The sequence below is a fragment of the Rathayibacter sp. AY1C2 genome (genome assembly GCF_002931195.1).
Lineage (GTDB): Bacteria > Actinomycetota > Actinomycetes > Actinomycetales > Microbacteriaceae > Rathayibacter.
The window spans coordinates 307,985-324,844 of record NZ_PSWG01000001.1; the positions used below are offsets into that span (position 1 = coordinate 307,985).

Here is a 16,860-nt window from a genome sequence, read left to right on the forward strand (position 1 = left end):
GTCAGCCGAGGATCTCGGCGAGGAACATGCCGGTGTGGCTGCCCTCGACCTTCGCCACGTGCTCGGGGGTGCCCACCGCGACCACCTGTCCGCCGCCGGCGCCGCCCTCGGGACCCATGTCGATCAGCCAGTCGGCGGACTTGATGACGTCGAGGTTGTGCTCGATGGTGATCACCGTGTTGCCCTTGTCGACCAGGCCGTTGAGGACGAGGAGGAGCTTGCGGACGTCCTCGAAGTGCAGGCCGGTCGTCGGCTCGTCGAGCACGTAGACGCTGCGGCCGTTGGAGCGGCGCTGGAGCTCGGTGGCCAGCTTCACGCGCTGCGCCTCGCCGCCGGAGAGCGTGGTCGCGCTCTGCCCGAGGCGGACGTAGCCGAGGCCCACCTCCACCAGCGTGCGGAGGAAGCGGTGGATCGCCGTGATGGGCTCGAAGAAGTCGGCCGCCTCGGCGATCGGCATGTCGAGCACCTCGGCGATGTTCTTGCCCTTGTAGTGCACGGTCAGGGTGTCGCGGTTGTAGCGCGCTCCCCCGCAGACCTCGCACGCGACGTAGACGTCGGGCAGGAAGTTCATCTCGATCTTGATGGTGCCGTCGCCCGAGCAGGCCTCGCAGCGGCCGCCCTTGACGTTGAAGCTGAAGCGGCCGGGCAGGTACCCCCGCGCCTTCGCCTCGGTGGTCTCGGCGAAGAGGTTGCGGATGCGGTCGAACACGCCCGTGTAGGTGGCGGGGTTCGAGCGCGGCGTGCGGCCGATCGGATTCTGGTCGACGTGCACGACCTTGTCGAGGTTCTCGAGGCCGGTGACGCGCGTGTGCTTGCCCGGCACCTTGCGGGCGCCGTTGAGCTGGTTGGCGAGCACGCGGTAGAGGATGTCGTTCACGAGGGTGCTCTTGCCGGAGCCGGAGACCCCGGTGACCGCGACGAACGTGCCGAGCGGGAACTCCGCGTCGACCTTGCGGAGGTTGTTGGCGTTCGCCCCGACGACCTTGATCATCCGCTTGCGGTCGATCTTCCGCCGCTTCTTCGGGACCTCGATCGCCTTGCGGCCCGAGACGTAGTCGCCGGTGAGCGAGTGGGTGTTCTCGAGCAGCGACTCGTAGGAGCCGGAGTGCACGACCTTGCCGCCGTTGACCCCGGCGCCCGGGCCGATGTCGACGATCCAGTCGGCGGTGCGGATGGTGTCCTCGTCGTGCTCGACCACGATCAGCGTGTTGCCCAGGTCGCGCAGCTTGATGAGGGTGTCGATCAGGCGGCGGTTGTCGCGCTGGTGCAGGCCGATGCTCGGCTCGTCGAGCACGTAGAGCACGCCGGTCAGCCCGGAGCCGATCTGGGTCGCCAGGCGGATGCGCTGCGCCTCGCCGCCCGACAGGGAGGCGGCGGCGCGCGAGAGGTTGAGGTAGTTGAGCCCGACTTCGATGAGGAAGTCGATGCGCGCGCGGATCTCGCGCAGCACCTGCGCGGCGATGTGCGCCTCGCGGTCGGTCAGCTCGAGCCGGCTCATGAAGTCCTGGGCGTCGCCGAGGCTGAGGTCGGCCACGTCCGCGATGCTCGCCCCGTGCACGAGCACGGCGAGCACCTCCGGCTTCAGGCGGGAGCCCTTGCACACGGGGCAGGGCACCTCGCGGAGGAACTCGGACCAGCGGGTGCGCTGGACGTCGGTCTCGGCCTGGACGAACTGGCGCTCGATGTAGGGCACGACGCCCTCGAAGCCCGAGGTGTAGCTCATCTCGCGGCCGTAGCGGTTCTTCCACTTGACCTTGACCTCGAAGTTGTCGCCGTGGAGGACGGCCTGCTGCACCTCGGTGCTGAGGCGCTTCCACGGGGTGGTGAGCGTGAAGCCGAGGTCGCGGGAGAGGCCGTCGAGCAGCTTCTCGTAGTACTGGAACAGGCCCTTGCCCTGGGTGGTCCAGGGGATGATGACGCCCTCGGCGATGCTCAGGTCGGGGTCGCCGAGCAGCAGCTCGTCATCGACCGACATGCGCGTGCCGAGGCCCGAGCACTCCGGGCAGGCGCCGAAGGGCGCGTTGAAGGAGAAGGTCCGCGGCTCGATCTCGGTCAGCGAGATCGGGTGGTTGTTGGGGCAGGACAGCTTCTCGGAGTAGGTGGTCCAGGCGCCGTCGCCCTCGCCGTCGACGTAGTTGATCTGCACGATGCCGTCGGTGAGCCGCAGGGCCGTCTCGAGCGAGTCGGTGAGGCGCCCGAGGATGTCGGGGCCGGCCACGAGCCGGTCGACCACGACGGAGATGTCGTGCTTGTACTGCTTCTTGAGCACCGGCGGCTCGCTCAGCTGGACGAGCTTCCCGTCCACCATGGCGCGGGAGTAGCCGCCCGCGGTCAGCTCCTTGAAGAGGTCGACGAACTCGCCCTTCTTCTGCGAGACGACGGGGCTGAGGATCTGGTAGCGGGTACCGGTCTCGAGCTCCATCAGCTGGTCGGCGATCTGCTGCACGGTCTGCGCGGAGATCCGCTCGCTGCAGATGGGGCAGTGCGGGACGCCGATGCGCGCCCAGAGCAGACGCATGTAGTCGAAGATCTCGGTGATCGTGCCGACGGTGGAGCGCGGGTTGCGGTTCGTCGACTTCTGGTCGATCGAGACCGCGGGGCTGAGGCCCTCGATGAAGTCGACGTCCGGCCGGTCCACCTGCCCGAGGAACTGGCGGGCGTACGCGGAGAGGGACTCGACGTAGCGCCGCTGGCCCTCCGCGAAGATCGTGTCGAAGGCCAGGGAGGACTTGCCCGAGCCCGAGAGACCGGTGAACACCACCATCGAGTCGCGCGGGATCTCGAGGTCGACGTTCTGCAGGTTGTGCACCCGCGCGCCGCTCACCACCAGCTTCGAGGACGACTCGTCGAGCGAGGAGACGAAGCGGTGGAAGGAGGGAGAGGGGGTGGAGGAGGGGTCCGTAACGGCGTTCAGGATCGACACTCCGAAAGTGTATGCGGAGCCACCGACATCGCCCGTGGCGTTCGCTGGGCGCTGATCCGCGGGCCCCTCCCCTTGCGGATCAGCGCCCCCGATCAGGACAGGTGCCCGGCCTTCTCCATCTGGCGGAGCTCGCGCTTGAGCTCCTGGACCTCGTCCCGCAGCCGGGCCGCGAGCTCGAACTTGAGCTCGCCCGCCGCCTGGAGCATCTGCCCGTTGAGGTCGGAGATGATCGCCTCGAGGTCGTTGCCGCCGTTCGCGGCGAGACCCTGACGGCGCAGGTTCGGCGTCGGGCTCTTCTTCTTGGCGTCGCGCCCGGCGAGCAGCTTGGCGGTGTCGGCCCCCTCGCGGGCGAGGGCGTCGGTGATGTCGGCGATCTTCTTCCGCAGCGGCGTCGGGTCGATGCCGTGGTCGAGGTTGTAGGCGACCTGCTTCTCGCGTCGGCGGTCGGTCTCGTCGATCGCGAGCCGCATCGAGTCCGTCACCTTGTCGGCGTACATGTGGACCTCGCCCGAGACGTTGCGCGCCGCACGGCCGATCGTCTGGATGAGCGACGTGGACGAGCGGAGGAAGCCCTCCTTGTCGGCGTCGAGGATCGCCACGAGCGAGACCTCGGGCAGGTCGAGCCCCTCGCGCAGCAGGTTGATGCCGACCAGGACGTCGTACACGCCCGCCCGCAGCTCCGAGAGGAGCTCGACGCGCCGCAGGGTGTCGACGTCGGAGTGCAGGTAGCGGACCCGGACGCCGGCCTCCGTGAGGAAGTCGGTGAGCTCCTCGGCCATGCGCTTCGTCAGCGTCGTGACGAGCACGCGCTCGTCACGCTCGGTGCGGCGCTTGATCTCCTCGAGCAGGTCGTCGATCTGGCCCTTCGTCGGCTTGACGACGATCTCGGGGTCGATCAGGCCGGTCGGGCGGATGATCTGCTCGACGATGCCGTCGGCGATGCCCATCTCGTAGCGGCCCGGGGTCGCCGAGAGGTAGACGGTCTGGCCGACGCGCGACTTGAACTCCTCCCACTTCAGGGGCCGGTTGTCCATCGCCGAGGGCAGGCGGAAGCCGTGCTCGACCAGCGTGCGCTTGCGGGACGCGTCGCCCTCGTACATCGCACCGATCTGCGGCACCGTCACGTGCGACTCGTCGATCACGACGAGGAAGTCGTCCGGGAAGTAGTCGAGCAGGCAGTGCGGGGCCTCGCCCGACTCGCGGCCGTCGATGTGGCGGGAGTAGTTCTCGATGCCGGAGCAGAATCCGATCTGCTGCATCATCTCGAGATCGAAGGTCGTGCGCATCCGCAGGCGCTGCGCCTCGAGGAGCTTGTTCTGCTTCTCGAGGTCGGCCAGGCGCACCTCGAGCTCCTGCTGGATGGTGTCGATCGCACGGTGCATGACGTCCTGGCTGGCGACGTAGTGCGAGCCGGGGAAGACCGACACGGAGTCGAGCTTCCGGACGATGTCGCCGGTGAGCGGGTGGAGCGTGTAGAGCGCCTCGATCTCGTCGCCGAACATCTCGATCCGGATCGCGAGCTCCTCGTACATCGGGATGATCTCGATCGTGTCGCCCCGCACCCGGAAGGTGCCGCGGGCGAAGTCGACGTCGTTGCGCGCGTACTGCATGGACACGAACTTGCGGATGAGGCGGTCCCGGTCGACCCGCTGGCCGACCTGGAGCGCCACCATCGCCTCGAGGTACTGCTCGGGCTGGCCGAGGCCGTAGATGCACGAGACGGTCGACACCACGATCACGTCGCGGCGGCTCAGGAGCGAGTTCGTGGTGGAGTGGCGCAGCCGCTCGACCTCGGCGTTGACCGAGCTGTCCTTCTCGATGAAGGTGTCCGTCTGCGGGACGTAGGCCTCGGGCTGGTAGTAGTCGTAGTACGAGACGAAGTACTCGACGGCGTTGTTGGGGAACAGCTCGCGGAACTCGTTGGCGAGCTGCGCGGCGAGGGTCTTGTTGTGCGCGAGCACGAGCGTGGGGCGCTGCACGGCCTCGACGAGCCAGGCCGTGGTCGCGGACTTGCCGGTTCCGGTGGCGCCCAGCAGGACGACATCGGTCTCGCCGGCGTTGATGCGGGCGCTCAGATCGGCGATCGCGCCGGGCTGGTCACCGCTCGGCTTGTACTCGCTGATGACCTCGAACGGGTGCACGGCACGGGTTGGCTCCATGGTTCGAAGCGTAGCCGCGACCACCGACACCGGACGGCGCGTGCGCTGGCGGCGAACGGGGGTGCGCTCCCCGACCGGGCCGCTCGGGCACGAGGGCGGGTGTCCGGGAGGGACCGTCAGCGGGCGAGCCGCTCCCATAGCGCGTCGGTCCGAGCGAGCGTCTCCTCCAGCGTGCCGGAGGAGTCGATCACGACGTCGGCGAGGGCGAGGCGCTCCTCGTCGCTCGCCTGCGACGAGACCCGCGCACGTGCCTCCTCCTCGGTCAGTCCCCGGAGGGCGACGAGACGCTCGATGCGGAGGTGCTGCGGCGCGTGCACGACGACCACCTCGTCGAACTCCCCCGCTCCGCGGCCCTCGGCCAGGAGGGGGACGTCGTAGACGACCACCGCTGCCGGGTCCGCCGCCGCGGCCTCCGCGAACAGCCGCTGCGAGCGGAGCGTCACCGCCGGATGGGTGATCGCATTGAGGTCGGCGCGGGCCGCCGCGTCCGAGAAGACGATCGCGCCGAGCGCCGGGCGGTCGAGCGCGCCGTCCGCGCCGATCACGGACGGGCCGAAGCGCTCGGCGATCGCCGCCAGCGCCGGCTCCCCCGGCTCGACGACCTCGCGCGCGAGGACGTCGGCGTCGACCACCACCGCTCCGTGCTCGGCGAGACGGCGGGCGACGGTGGACTTGCCCGAGGCGATGCCTCCGGTGAGGGCGACGAGATGCACCCGGCCACCCTACCCAGCGCCGTCGCCCGGAACGCCGAACGGCCGGCCCCCGAGGGGACCGGCCGTTCGATGCGATGTGCTCGCGATCAGTTGTTCGAGGACAGCTTCTCGCGGAGCGCGGCGAGCGACTCGTCGTCGGCGAGGGTGCCGCCGGTGGTCGACTCGCTGGTGAAGCCGGCGCCGACCGAGACGCCCTCGGAGACGGTGGCCGCCTCCTCCTGCGACTTGGCCACCTGGGCCTTGTGGGCCTCCCAGCGCGCCTGAGCAGCGGCGTACTCCTCCTCCCAGGCTTCGCGCTGCGACTCGAAGCCCTCGCGCCACTCGTTGGTCTCGGGGTCGAAGCCCTCGGGGTACTTGTAGTTCCCCTGGTCGTCGTACTCCGTGGCCATGCCGTAGAGCGCCGGGTCGAACTCGGTGCCCTCGGGGTCGACGTTCTCGTTCGCCTGCTTGAGCGAGAGGGAGATGCGGCGACGGTCGAGGTCGATGTCGATGACCTTGACGAACACCTCTTCGCCGACCGACACGACCTGCTCGGCGAGCTCGACGTGCTTGCCCGACAGCTCGGAGATGTGGACGAGGCCCTCGATGCCGTCCGCGACGCGGACGAAGGCACCGAACGGGACCAGCTTCGTGACCTTGCCCGGCGCGACCTGTCCGATCGCGTGGGTGCGGGCGAAGACCTGCCACGGGTCCTCCTGGGTCGCCTTGAGCGAGAGCGACACGCGCTCGCGGTCGAGGTCGACCTCGAGGATCTCGACGGTGACCTCCTGGCCCACCTCGACGACCTCGGAGGCGTGCTCGATGTGCTTCCAGGAGAGCTCGGAGACGTGGACGAGACCGTCGACCCCGCCGAGGTCGACGAACGCGCCGAAGTTGACGATCGACGACACGACGCCCTTGCGGACCTGACCCTTGTGCAGGTTGTTCAGGAACGTGGTGCGGCTCTCGGACTGGGTCTGCTCGAGGAGCGCGCGACGCGACAGGACCACGTTGTTGCGGTTCTTGTCGAGCTCGAGGATCTTCGCCTCGATCTCCTGGCCGAGGTACGGCGTGAGGTCGCGGACGCGGCGCAGCTCGATGAGCGAGGCCGGGAGGAAGCCGCGGAGGCCGATGTCGACGATGAGACCGCCCTTGACGACCTCGATGACCGAGCCGGTGACGACGCCGTCCGACTCCTTGATCTTCTCGACGTCGCCCCACGCGCGCTCGTACTGCGCACGCTTCTTGGACAGGATCAGGCGACCCTCCTTGTCCTCCTTCTGGAGGACGAGGGCCTCGACGCTGTCGCCCACGTTGACGACCTCGGAGGGGTCGACGTCGTGCTTGATGGAGAGCTCGCGCGAGGGGATGACGCCCTCGGTCTTGTAGCCGACGTCGAGGAGGACCTCGTCGCGGTCGATCTTCACGACGGTGCCTTCGATGAGGTCTCCGTCGTTGAAGAACTTCAGAGTCTTTTCGACCGCGGCAAGAAAGTCTTCAGCAGACCCGATGTCGTTGATCGCGACCTGCTTGGTTGCCTTGTCGGTCGTTGCGGTTGTCATTAAGGGATGCTCCAGGATGGATGGGTCTCGGGCGGCGGCCGCCCGCGGGCCTCGCGGCTCGGCGGAGTGGTGACCACTGCGGTGGTGAGGGATGTGCCTCCGGCCCGGGAGCCGCGCTCGGCCGGCCGGAGGACCGGCCTTCCTCGCGCGCCGCGGGCACGGCGGCGCCACAGATGTGACACCCCAGCTTAGACGCCCCGGGAGGCGCACGGCAATCTCGCCGCGCCCGTCCAGGCGCGGGTTCCGGAGTCAGCCGGCGAGGGAGGAGCGGAGGGTGTCGAGACCGACGCCGCCGAGGTCGAGCGCCCTCCGGTGGAAGGCCGCGAGCGAGAACGCGGCGCCCTCGCGCGCCTCCGCCTCGTCGCGCAGCTGCTCCCAGATCCGCTGCCCGATCTTGTAGGACGGAGCCTGCCCCGGCCAGCCGAGGTACCGGTTCACCTCGAAGCGCACGAACGCGTCGTCCATGTTCACGTTGGCCCGCATGAAGTCGAGGGCCGACTCGGCGGTCCAGACGGTGCCGGAGCCCGGCATCGGCTTCTGGAGGTGCACGCCGATGTCCAGCACGACGCGCGCCGCGCGCATCCGCTGGCCGTCGAGCATGCCCAGGCGGTCGGCCGGGTCGTCGAGGTAGCCGAAGCGCTCCATCAACCGCTCCGCGTAGAGCGCCCAGCCCTCGGCGTGGCCGGAGGTCCCGGCGAGCTGACGGCGCCAGGTGTTGAGGCGGGCGCGGTTGTGGACGGCCTGGCCGATCTGCAGGTGATGGCCCGGGACGCCCTCGTGGTAGACCGTGGTCAGCTCCCGCCAGGTGGCGAACTCGGTGACTCCGGCCGGGACCGACCACCACATCCGCCCCGGGCGCGAGAAGTCGTCGCTCGGACCGGTGTAGTAGATGCCGCCCTCCTGGGTCGGCGCGATCCTGCACTCGAGGCGGCGCACCTCCTCCGGGATGTCGAAGGCGGTGCCGGCGAGCTCGCGGACGGAGCGGTCGCTCGTCTCCTGCATCCAGGCCTGCAGAGCGTCGACGCCGTGCAGAGTGCGGGCCGGGTCCGCCTCGAGGTGGGCGATCGCCTCGGCGACGGAGGCGCCGGGCAGGATCTCGCGCGCGATCGCCTCCTGCTCGGACGTCATGCGGGCCAGCTCCTCGATCCCCCACTCGTAGGTCTCGTCGAGGTCGACGACAGCGCCGAGGAAGCGGCGGGAGTGCAGCGCGTACAGCTCCCGGCCGACGGCGTCCTGCTCGGTCGCGGCGGGGGCGAGCTCGCCCCGGAGGAACTGCGCGAGCGACCCGTAGGCGGCCGAGGCGCGGCGGGCGCCGTCCTCCAGTCGCTGAGCGAGCGACGCGGGCAGGGATCCGGCGGCGGGAGCGGCCTCCGCGGCCAGCTCGGCGAAGAACCCGCGGGGAGCGGCGATCTTCCGCGCCTGCTCGGCGACGAGCTCGACCTGGCGGCGGGCGGGGACCACGCCGGTGCGGATCCCCTCGCGCAGGGTCTCCGCGTAGCCCTCGAGGGCGGCCGGCACGGCCAGCAGCCGCTCGGCGACCGCCTCCCAGTCGGCGACCTCGTCCGTCGGCATCAGGTCGAAGACGTCGCGCAGCTCCTGCGCCGGGGACGCGATCACGTTGAGGTCCCGCAGCGGCAGACCGGCGTCGTGCCCCTCCAGGGAGAGCCGGAGCTCGGCGCCGAGGTCGGCGGCCGTGACGCGGTCGACGTCGTCCACGGGGTCGGCGGCCTCGAGCTCGGCGAGGGCCGAGGCGGTCGCCGCCCGGGCCTGCTCGAGACCGGCCGGCGAGTAGTCGCCCAGACGGCCGTTCGCGCCGCTGCGTCCGATCGCGGTGCCGAGGGTGGGGTCGAGGTCGACGAGCGTGTCGACCCAGCGCTCGGCGACGGCGTCGACGGCGGTGGGCTCGCGGGGGGTGTCGGTGCTCATGCCTCCGAGCCTAGCCAGGCGCTGCGGCCGGCTCAGTGCGCTGCGGCCGGCTCAGTGCGCGGCGACGTCCCAGTCGGACCCGTGGCCCACCTGCACCTCGAGCGGGACGCTCAGGTCGGCGGCTCCCGCCATCCGGCCGCGGACGATGGCCTCGAGCGGCTCCTCCTCGCCGGGGGCGACGTCGAAGATGAGCTCGTCGTGCACCTGGAGGAGCATCCGCGAGCCGAGCCCCTGCTCGTCGAGGTCGGCCTGCACGCCGATCATCGCCCGCTTCATGATGTCGGCGGCCGAGCCCTGGATCGGCGAGTTGAGCGCCGCCCGCTCGGCGTTGTCGCGGAGGACGCGGTTCGCGCTCTGCAGGTCGGGGAAGGGACGCCGGCGACCGAAGATCGTCTCGGTGTAGCCGGTCTCGCGGGCCTGCTCGACGACGCTGCGGAGGTAGTCGCGCACCGCGCCGAAGCGGACGAAGTAGTCGGTCATCAGCTGCTTCGCCTCGGCGCTCGAGATGCGCAGCTGCTTCGACAGGCCGAAGGCGCTCAGGCCGTAGGCGAGGCCGTACGACATCGCCTTGACCTTGTTGCGCATGGCCGAGGTGACGTCGCCCGGATCGACGCCGAAGATCCGCGATCCGACGAAGCGGTGCAGGTCCTCGCCGGAGTGGAAGGCCTCGATCAGCCCGGCGTCGCCGGACAGGTGCGCCATGATCCGCATCTCGATCTGCGAGTAGTCGGCGGTGAGGAGGGTGCTCGCGTCCGCTCCGTGGACGAAGGCGGTGCGGATGCGGCGGCCCACCTCGCTGCGGACGGGGATGTTCTGCAGGTTCGGGTCGTTGGAGGAGATCCGGCCGGTGGCCGCGCCGGTCTGGTCGTAGCTGGTGTGGATCCGGCCGTCGGCGGTGACCGACTTCTCGAGCGTCTCGATGATCTGCTTGAGCTTGGTCGCGTCGCGGTGCTCGAGGAGCAGCCCGAGGAACGGGTGCGGGTGGGACTCCTGCAGGTCTGCGAGGGCGGAGGCGTCGGTGGTGTAGCCCGTCTTCGTGGCCCGGGTGCGCGGCATGTCGAGCTCCTCGAAGAGGACCTGCTGCAGCTGCTTGGGCGAGCCGAGGTTCATCTCGTGGCCGATTTCGGCGAACGCGCGGCTCGCGAGGTCGGCGGCCGAGACGGTCAGCTCGGCGCGGAGGCGCGCCAGCACGTCCGCGTCGATCGCGACGCCGGTGAGCTCCATCGTCGCGAGGACCTGGACGATCGGCAGCTCGATGTCGACGAGCACCGAGAGCATCCCCTCGCCCAGCCGCTCGCGCAGCGGAGCGACGAGCCGGTACGCGTACCAGGCCTCGGTGGCGGGCCCCATCGGCTCGACGGTGGGGACCAGCTGGTTCGGGTCGCCCTGCGCCATGGCCTCGTCGAGGTGCTGCGCGACCTGCGCCGCGAGCGTGGCCGGGTGCCCGGTGGGCTGCACCAGCCAGGAGGCGACGCGGGTGTCGAACGCGAGCCCCGCGACGGGGAGTCCGGCCCTCCGCAGCGCCTTGATCTGGGGCTTCGCGTCGGCGAAGTACTTGGGGGCGGGCCCGGCCAGCCACTGCTCGAGCGCGGTGTAGTCGGGCCGCTCGGCGGCCCACGGGACGAACGCCGTCTCCTTCTCGACCGCGAGACCCACACCCTCGAGCCCGCCGGCTCCGAGCAGGACCTGCACGGCGACGGGCGCGGTGCCCTTCGCCGACACGCGGTCGAGCCAGTGCGCGAGCTCCTCGTCGACCAGGGTGCGGACGGCGGGTGCGGAGGTCGTGACCACGTCGCCCGCCAGGGCCACGGCAGCGCCGTCGACGCCCTCCTCCGCGGCGATCGTGAGGACCCGCTCCTGCAGGGTCTTGAACTCGAGGCGGCTGAAGATCTCGCGGACCGCGTCGGGATCGATCGGACGGCGCGTCAGATCGTGCGGCCCGAGGGGGAGCTCGACGTCCGTCACCAGCCGGTTGAGGCGGCGGTTGCGGAGCGCGTTCTCCTTCTGCTCGCGCAGCTTCTCGCCGACCACGCCCTTGATCTCGTCGGCGTGGGCGATGATGTCGGCGACCGTGCCGTACTGGTTGACCCACTTCGCGGCCGTCTTGGGGCCGACCTTGTCGACGCCGGGCAGGTTGTCGCTGGTCTCGCCGACGAGGGCGGCGATCTCGGGGTACTGGTGCGGCTCGACGCCGTACTTCTCGAACACCTTGTCGCGGTCGTAGCGGGTGAGCTGCGAGACGCCCTGGGTGGAGGGGTAGAGCAGGGTGACGTCCGGGGTCACCAGCTGGATGGTGTCGCGATCGCCCGAGACGACCAGCACGCGGAAGCCGGCCTCGGCCCCCTGGCGCGCGAGCGTCGCGAGGATGTCGTCGGCCTCGAAGTCCTCCTTCGAGACGGTCCGGATGTTCATGGCGTGCAGCGCCTCCTCGAGGAGGGGGACCTGGCCCTTGAACTCGGGCGGCGTCTCGCCGCGGGTGCCCTTGTACTCCGGGTACTCGCGCGTGCGGAACGAGTAGCGGGAGATGTCGAACGCGACGCCGAGGTGGGTCGGCTTCTCGTTCTTCAGCAGCAGGATCAGCATCGAGAGGAAGCCGTGGATGGCGTTCGTGTGCTGGCCCTCGCGGGTCTGGAAGCTGTCGACCGGGAGCGCGTAGAACGCCCGGAACGCCAGGGAATGGCCGTCGACGAGCAGGAGGGTAGGCTGTTCCGGATCTGACACAGGGCCAGACTACACAGCGCCTCCGACACCGGATCGGCCCGCTCGCGCCCGCCGGTCAGGGCCGCTCCGAGGCTCCAGCGCGAGGAGCGACGTGACCGAGCCGACCCCCACCACGACCGCCTGGATCCGCCCGCCCGCGCTCGACCTGGTCGCCGGGATCGGCCGCGGCATGGGCGAGCTCGCCGAGCGGATGGGGATCCTCTGGCACGAGCTCACCCCGCAGCACTCGGTGGCCTCGATGCCCGTCCAGGGCAACCGGCAGCCGGTCGGCATCCTGCACGGCGGCGCGCACGTCGTGCTCGCCGAGTCGATGGGCTCGATCGCGGCGAACGTGCACGCCGGCGCGGGCCGCCTGGCGATGGGCATCGAGCTGAACGCGAGCCACAGCCGGTCGGTCCACTCGGGCTTCGTGATCGCCACCTGCGACGCGATCCACCTGGGCTCCACCCTCACCACCCACGAGATCGTCGTGTGCGACCAGGAGGGGCGCCGCCTCTCCACCGTGCGGATCACCAACATCATCCGCGACGCCCGCTGACGGGAGCGGACGGGTCCCCCTCGCGGGAGCGGTGCGCGAGGACCGCGCCCAGGACCGCGACCGCCGTCGGGACCGCCCGCGCCTGCGAGCGACACGAGATCGACCGGTCGGCCGCGACGCTCGGGGACCCGGCACCGCGGCGAGCGGCACTGTCAAGCGACGGCGCGCGACTGTGCCCGGTGGTGCCCGAAGGGCGACACTGAGCGGATGAGCCTTCGCCATCTCCTCAAGAGCCTCCCGTCCATGCCCTCCGAGCTGCCCTCGTTCGATGCGGAGGCGGCTCCGGCCGATCCTCTCGAGCTGTTCGCGCAGTGGCTCGAGGAGGCGAAGGACGCGGGCCAGCTCCTCCCCCACGGCGCCACGCTCTCCACCGCCTCCGACGACGGCACCGTCTCGGCGCGCGTGCTCGTGCTGCGCGAGATCGACGAGGCGGGCTGGGCGTTCTCCACCCATGCCACCAGCCCCAAGGGACGCGCCATGGAGGAGAACCCGCACGCCGCGCTGACCTTCTTCTGGCCGGTCCAGGGCCGTCAGGTCCGGGTCGAGGGCCGGGTCGAGCGCGCCTCCGCGCAGGAGTCGGCCGACGACTTCCGCCGCCGCTCCGAGGCCGCTCGCACCGCCCTGCTCGTCGGACGCCAGAGCGAGCCGATGCGCAGCGCGCAGGACTTCGGCCTCGTCACGCTCCAGACCAGCGTCGCCGTGGGCTGCTCGCCCGCGACGCTCGACCGGGAGTGGGCCGTCTACCGCGTCGTGCCCGAGCGCATCGAGTTCTGGCAGGGCTCGACCGCGCCGGAGCAGGATCACACCCGTCTCGAGTACCGCCCGGGAACGACGGAGGCGGGCGGCTCCCCGTGGGAGCGCACCCGCCTCTGGCCCTGAGGCCGTGGGCCCTCGGGCCCGGCCTCGCGCTAGGCCTTCTTCGTGCTCAGCTGCTCGATGATCGCCTGCGCGACGTCGTGCATGGTGAGCCGGCGGTCCATGGAGGCCTTCTGGATCCAGCGGAACGCCTCGGGCTCGGTGAGCCCCATCTTCTCGTTGAGCAGGCCCTTGGCGCGGTCGACGAGCTTGCGGGTCTCGAAGCGCTCGACCATGTCGGCGACCTCGGCCTCGAGGGTGAGGATCTGGGCGTACCGCGAGAGGGCGATCTCGATCGCGGGCAGCAGGTCGTTGGGCGTGAAGGGCTTCACGACGTAGGCGAGCGCTCCGGCCTCGCTGGCGCGCTCGACGAGCTCCTTCTGGCTGAAGGCGGTGAGCAGGACGACGGGCGCGATGTGCGCCTTCGAGAGGCGCTCGGCCGCCGAGATGCCGTCGAGCTGGGGCATCTTGACGTCCATGATGACGAGATCGGGGCGCAGCTCGGTGGCGAGGGCCACAGCGGTCTCGCCGTCGCCGGCCTCGCCGACGACCTCGAAGCCGTTGTCGCGGAGGATCTCCACGATGTCGAGGCGGATGAGGGATTCGTCTTCGGCGACGACGACCCGACGGGGTGCGGTCGACGAGGGTTCCTGGTCAGTCACGCCGATGAGCCTACGGTATTCTCGACGGGCTGGTGATGAGCCGGTGTGGCGGAATGGCAGACGCGGGGCACTCAAAATGCTCTGTCCGAGAGGGCTTGTGGGTTCGAGTCCCACCACCGGTACCCGCCTGGTCGCGCGGTGCGCGCCTCCGCTCGCTAGCGTCGTCGGATGAGCACCGACCCCTGGCCCCTGTTCTCGCTGGAGCTGCGCACGCCGCGGCTCGAGCTGCATCCGGTCCGCGACGCCGACCTCGGCCCTCTCGCCGAGGCAGCCCTCGCGGGCGTGCACGAGAGCGGCCGCTCGCCGTTCCCCTCCCCCTGGGCCGAGGCGCCGGCGGAGCGCCTGCCCGGCGAGCTCGCCCGCTTCCACTGGTCGCAGCGCGCGCAGACGACGTGGGAGTCGTGGCGCGTCGCGTTCGCCGTGGTCGAGGACGGCCGGGTCGTCGGCTGCCAGGACGTGGTCGCCGAGTCCTTCGCCGCCACCCGCACCCTGACCTCGGGCTCGTGGCTCACCCGCTCGGCGCAGGGCCGCGGCCTCGGGCGGGAGATGCGCGCCGCCGTGCTCCTCCTCGCCTTCGACCACTTCGGAGCCGAGGTCGCCGAGAGCGCCGCTCTCGCCTGGAACACCCGCTCGATCCGGGTCTCGGAGGCCCTCGGCTACCGGCCGAACGGGACGCACCGGATCGTCGGTCCGGACGGTATGTCGGTCGAGGAGCTGCGGTTCCGCGTCACGCCGGAGACTTTGGTGCGGCCGGAATGGACGCTGGAGGCCTCGGGGATCGACGCCGCACGAGCGGTCCTCGTCCAGGACCCGCTCGGTCCGCCCTCCCCCGTCTGATTCACCAGAACATCGTGCCCGGCGAGCCCTTGAACGGACCGACCACGCGCGAGGTGATCCAGCCGCCGTAGAAGTCGCCCGGCTGCGGCTGGACCGCCTCGCCGTCGACCGTGCAGGAGTCCATCCGGCCGGGGTAGAGGGCGACGGTGTCGACCAGGGTCTCGAAGCCGGCCATCGGCTCGGGGTACGTCCAGCCCGCCGCCTCCGCGACCGCTCCTCCTCCCCCGCGCACGGTCAGGTAGGAGGCCGCGCCCTTGAACTCGCAGATGCTGCGGCCGGGCGCGGGCTCGAGCGCCCCGGGCGCGAACGAGGACACGGGGAGGTAGTAGACGGGAGGGTGGCTCGTCTCGAGGACGCGGAGAGCGTCACGGGTCTCGGCGACGACGACGCCACCCAGCCGCACGACCACGTGCTCGGTGGTGGTCTCGACCCTCGGGGGTCGCGGGTAGTCCCAGACGGATTCCTGGCCCTCGGCGGGCGGCACGCGCTTCATCCCGCTCACGCTACGCGGCGGGGAGCGGTGCTCCGGCGCCTCCCAGAGGATGCCCGGGCGGACGCCGCGGCTCCGCAGATCCCCGCCGCCGGGACGCGCGAGGGCCCCGGTCGCGTAACGTCGTCCCTGCGGCGGAACCCCGAGCCCGCGCGCAGAAGGAATCCAGAGTGCCCACCGAATGCATCCACGGCCTCGACATCGCGCTCTGCGACGTCTGCACCCCGAAGAAGCTCCCCGAGCAGGTCGGCCGTGCCACCCGCGCCCCCGCGCGCGTGCCCGGGACCTCCCGTGCGGCCACCGCCCGTGCCGCCGCCCGCGGCACGGCGCGCGAGAAGCCCCTGCCGAAGGTCGACATCGCCGCGCAGCGGATCTACCACGTCACCCACCTCGACAACCTCGAGGCGATCGTCACCGCCGGCGCGATCCTGGCGGACCAGCAGCTCCAGGAGCGCCCCGCGATCGACGTCAGCGCCGAGACCACCCGCGAGCACCGCCGTGCCGTGCAGGTGAAGGACGGCGTCAGCGTCGCCGGCTTCGTGCCCTTCTTCCTCTCCCCCGACGCCGCCCTCTGGGCCGACCTGCGCGGCGAGCGGGTCGCTCCGCACTGGTCGCCGAGCGCCCACGAGACCACCGCTTCGCAGTACGTCGTCCTGGTGGGCTCGCTCGCCTCCGCCCCGGTCCTGAGCGACGGCGACGCCTCCCACGTCCTCACGCGCTTCACCGAGGGCGACGCGCTCGTGCGCACCTTCGCGCGCCTCCTGGTCGACGAGCCGGCCCTGCGCAGCGCCGAGGCGCTCGTGCCCGAGCGCTTCCCGCTCGAGGGCGTCGCGACGGTCGGCGTGGCGTCGGTCGCCGCCCGCAACCGCGTCAAGGCTCTCTTCGAGGGCATCGACGCCTCTCCCCGCGTCGCCGTCTACCCGCCGTGGTTCCACCCGGTGGCCGAGGAGGAGTGACCCGGCGCTAGTCGGCCTCGAGGAGGTCGAGGCGGTCGGCCAGGTACCGGCGCAGCGGCATCAGTCCCTGCTCTCCCAGACCGGGCGCCCAGCGCACGAGCACCTCGGAGCCGCGCAGGGCCAGCGGCTCCTGGCCCGACTCGAGCGCTGCGGCGTCCAGTGCGAGGCGCCGCCAGCCGTAGTTGACGATCTCGCCCTCCTGGAACGGACCGTCGAAGGCGGCGCGCCGGATCTCGCGGCGCGCCTCCTGCGACTCGGACTGGTTGTTGGCGTGAAGCGGAGCGACGGCACGAGTGACCGAGCCCGTCGCGAGGAGCTCGCCCTCGCGTCCGAGGAGCACCACGCCGAGGCGCCACGCGCGGGTCACCGGCGCCATCACCGGCTTGCGGCGGAAGCCGAGGATCGCGCGCGGCGTCCGCAGCTCGGCGACGGCCTGGTCGGCGATGCCGCGGGCGTCGAGCTCGGCGGAGACCTCGCGCAGGAGCGCGGCCAGATCGGCGGCGGCCTGCTCGGCCCCGGGTGCTGCGGGCATCGCTCCT

13 protein-coding genes and 1 tRNA gene are annotated in these 16,860 nt (G+C 71.1%); 5 read left to right on the forward strand and 9 right to left on the reverse strand.

The window, feature by feature from the left end:
- Position 1: 1 nt before the first annotated feature.
- The 6 genes from uvrA to polA all read right to left on the reverse strand — a co-directional run bounded on the left by uvrA (position 2) and on the right by polA (position 11,983).
- Positions 2-2,827 carry an excinuclease ABC subunit UvrA gene (gene uvrA / locus C5C55_RS01420; RefSeq protein WP_244229661.1) on the reverse strand — a complete coding sequence of 942 codons (2,826 nt, stop codon included), beginning with the start codon at positions 2,825-2,827 and terminating at the stop codon, positions 2-4.
- Between the two features lie 188 nt (positions 2,828-3,015).
- A complete protein-coding gene (gene uvrB, locus C5C55_RS01425; RefSeq protein WP_104221901.1) occupies positions 3,016-5,082 on the reverse strand; it encodes an excinuclease ABC subunit UvrB in 2,067 nt (688 codons plus the stop codon).
- 116 nt (positions 5,083-5,198) lie between these two features.
- Complete coding sequence (coaE, locus tag C5C55_RS01430; RefSeq protein ID WP_104232641.1) at positions 5,199-5,795, reverse strand: dephospho-CoA kinase; 597 nt, start codon at positions 5,793-5,795, stop codon at positions 5,199-5,201.
- An 86-nt stretch (positions 5,796-5,881) separates the two neighbouring features.
- Positions 5,882-7,336 (reverse strand): 30S ribosomal protein S1, encoded by a 1,455-nt coding sequence (gene rpsA / locus C5C55_RS01435; RefSeq protein ID WP_104232642.1) that lies wholly within the window; start codon positions 7,334-7,336, stop codon positions 5,882-5,884.
- Positions 7,337-7,585: 249 nt separating this feature from the next.
- Positions 7,586-9,262, reverse strand: a complete 1,677-nt coding sequence (locus tag C5C55_RS01440; protein WP_104232643.1) for a DUF885 domain-containing protein — start codon at positions 9,260-9,262, stop codon at positions 7,586-7,588.
- 51 nt (positions 9,263-9,313) lie between these two features.
- Positions 9,314-11,983, reverse strand: coding sequence for a DNA polymerase I (gene polA / locus C5C55_RS01445; RefSeq protein WP_104232644.1), 2,670 nt, complete (start codon positions 11,981-11,983; stop codon positions 9,314-9,316).
- Between the two features lie 91 nt (positions 11,984-12,074).
- On the opposite strand from polA, the gene C5C55_RS01450 reads away from it, so the two are divergent.
- Together C5C55_RS01450 and C5C55_RS01455 are read left to right on the forward strand one after the other, a co-directional pair.
- On the forward strand, positions 12,075-12,521 hold the full coding sequence (locus C5C55_RS01450) for a PaaI family thioesterase (protein ID WP_374954226.1): 447 nt from the start codon (positions 12,075-12,077) through the stop codon (positions 12,519-12,521).
- A 207-nt stretch (positions 12,522-12,728) separates the two neighbouring features.
- A complete protein-coding gene (locus C5C55_RS01455; RefSeq protein WP_104232645.1) occupies positions 12,729-13,400 on the forward strand; it encodes a pyridoxal 5'-phosphate synthase in 672 nt (223 codons plus the stop codon).
- 29 nt (positions 13,401-13,429) lie between these two features.
- Here the strand turns inward: C5C55_RS01455 and C5C55_RS01460 are convergent, their stop codons facing one another.
- Entirely contained in the window at positions 13,430-14,038 is a 609-nt protein-coding gene (locus C5C55_RS01460) for an ANTAR domain-containing response regulator (protein WP_104221889.1), read from the reverse strand.
- 39 nt (positions 14,039-14,077) lie between these two features.
- Between C5C55_RS01460 and C5C55_RS01465 the strand changes: the two genes are divergently transcribed.
- Positions 14,078-14,160, forward strand: a tRNA-Leu gene (locus tag C5C55_RS01465).
- 46 nt (positions 14,161-14,206) lie between these two features.
- Positions 14,207-14,875 (forward strand): GNAT family N-acetyltransferase, encoded by a 669-nt coding sequence (locus tag C5C55_RS01470; RefSeq protein ID WP_104232646.1) that lies wholly within the window; start codon positions 14,207-14,209, stop codon positions 14,873-14,875.
- A 1-nt stretch (position 14,876) separates the two neighbouring features.
- Here the strand turns inward: C5C55_RS01470 and C5C55_RS01475 are convergent, their stop codons facing one another.
- Positions 14,877-15,368 (reverse strand): DUF427 domain-containing protein, encoded by a 492-nt coding sequence (locus tag C5C55_RS01475; RefSeq protein WP_104232647.1) that lies wholly within the window; start codon positions 15,366-15,368, stop codon positions 14,877-14,879.
- 167 nt (positions 15,369-15,535) lie between these two features.
- Here C5C55_RS01475 and C5C55_RS01480 point away from each other — a divergent pair, with 167 nt between their 5' ends.
- Positions 15,536-16,321: a DarT ssDNA thymidine ADP-ribosyltransferase family protein gene (locus tag C5C55_RS01480; protein WP_181067718.1), complete on the forward strand. Its 786-nt coding sequence runs from the start codon at positions 15,536-15,538 to the stop codon at positions 16,319-16,321.
- Between the two features lie 7 nt (positions 16,322-16,328).
- On the opposite strand, the gene C5C55_RS01485 is transcribed toward C5C55_RS01480, so the two are convergent.
- The gene (locus C5C55_RS01485; protein ID WP_104232649.1) at positions 16,329-16,853 is read right to left on the reverse strand and encodes a hypothetical protein; all 525 of its coding nucleotides are present in this window, start codon (positions 16,851-16,853) and stop codon (positions 16,329-16,331) included.
- Between the last annotated feature and the right edge of the window lie 7 nt (positions 16,854-16,860).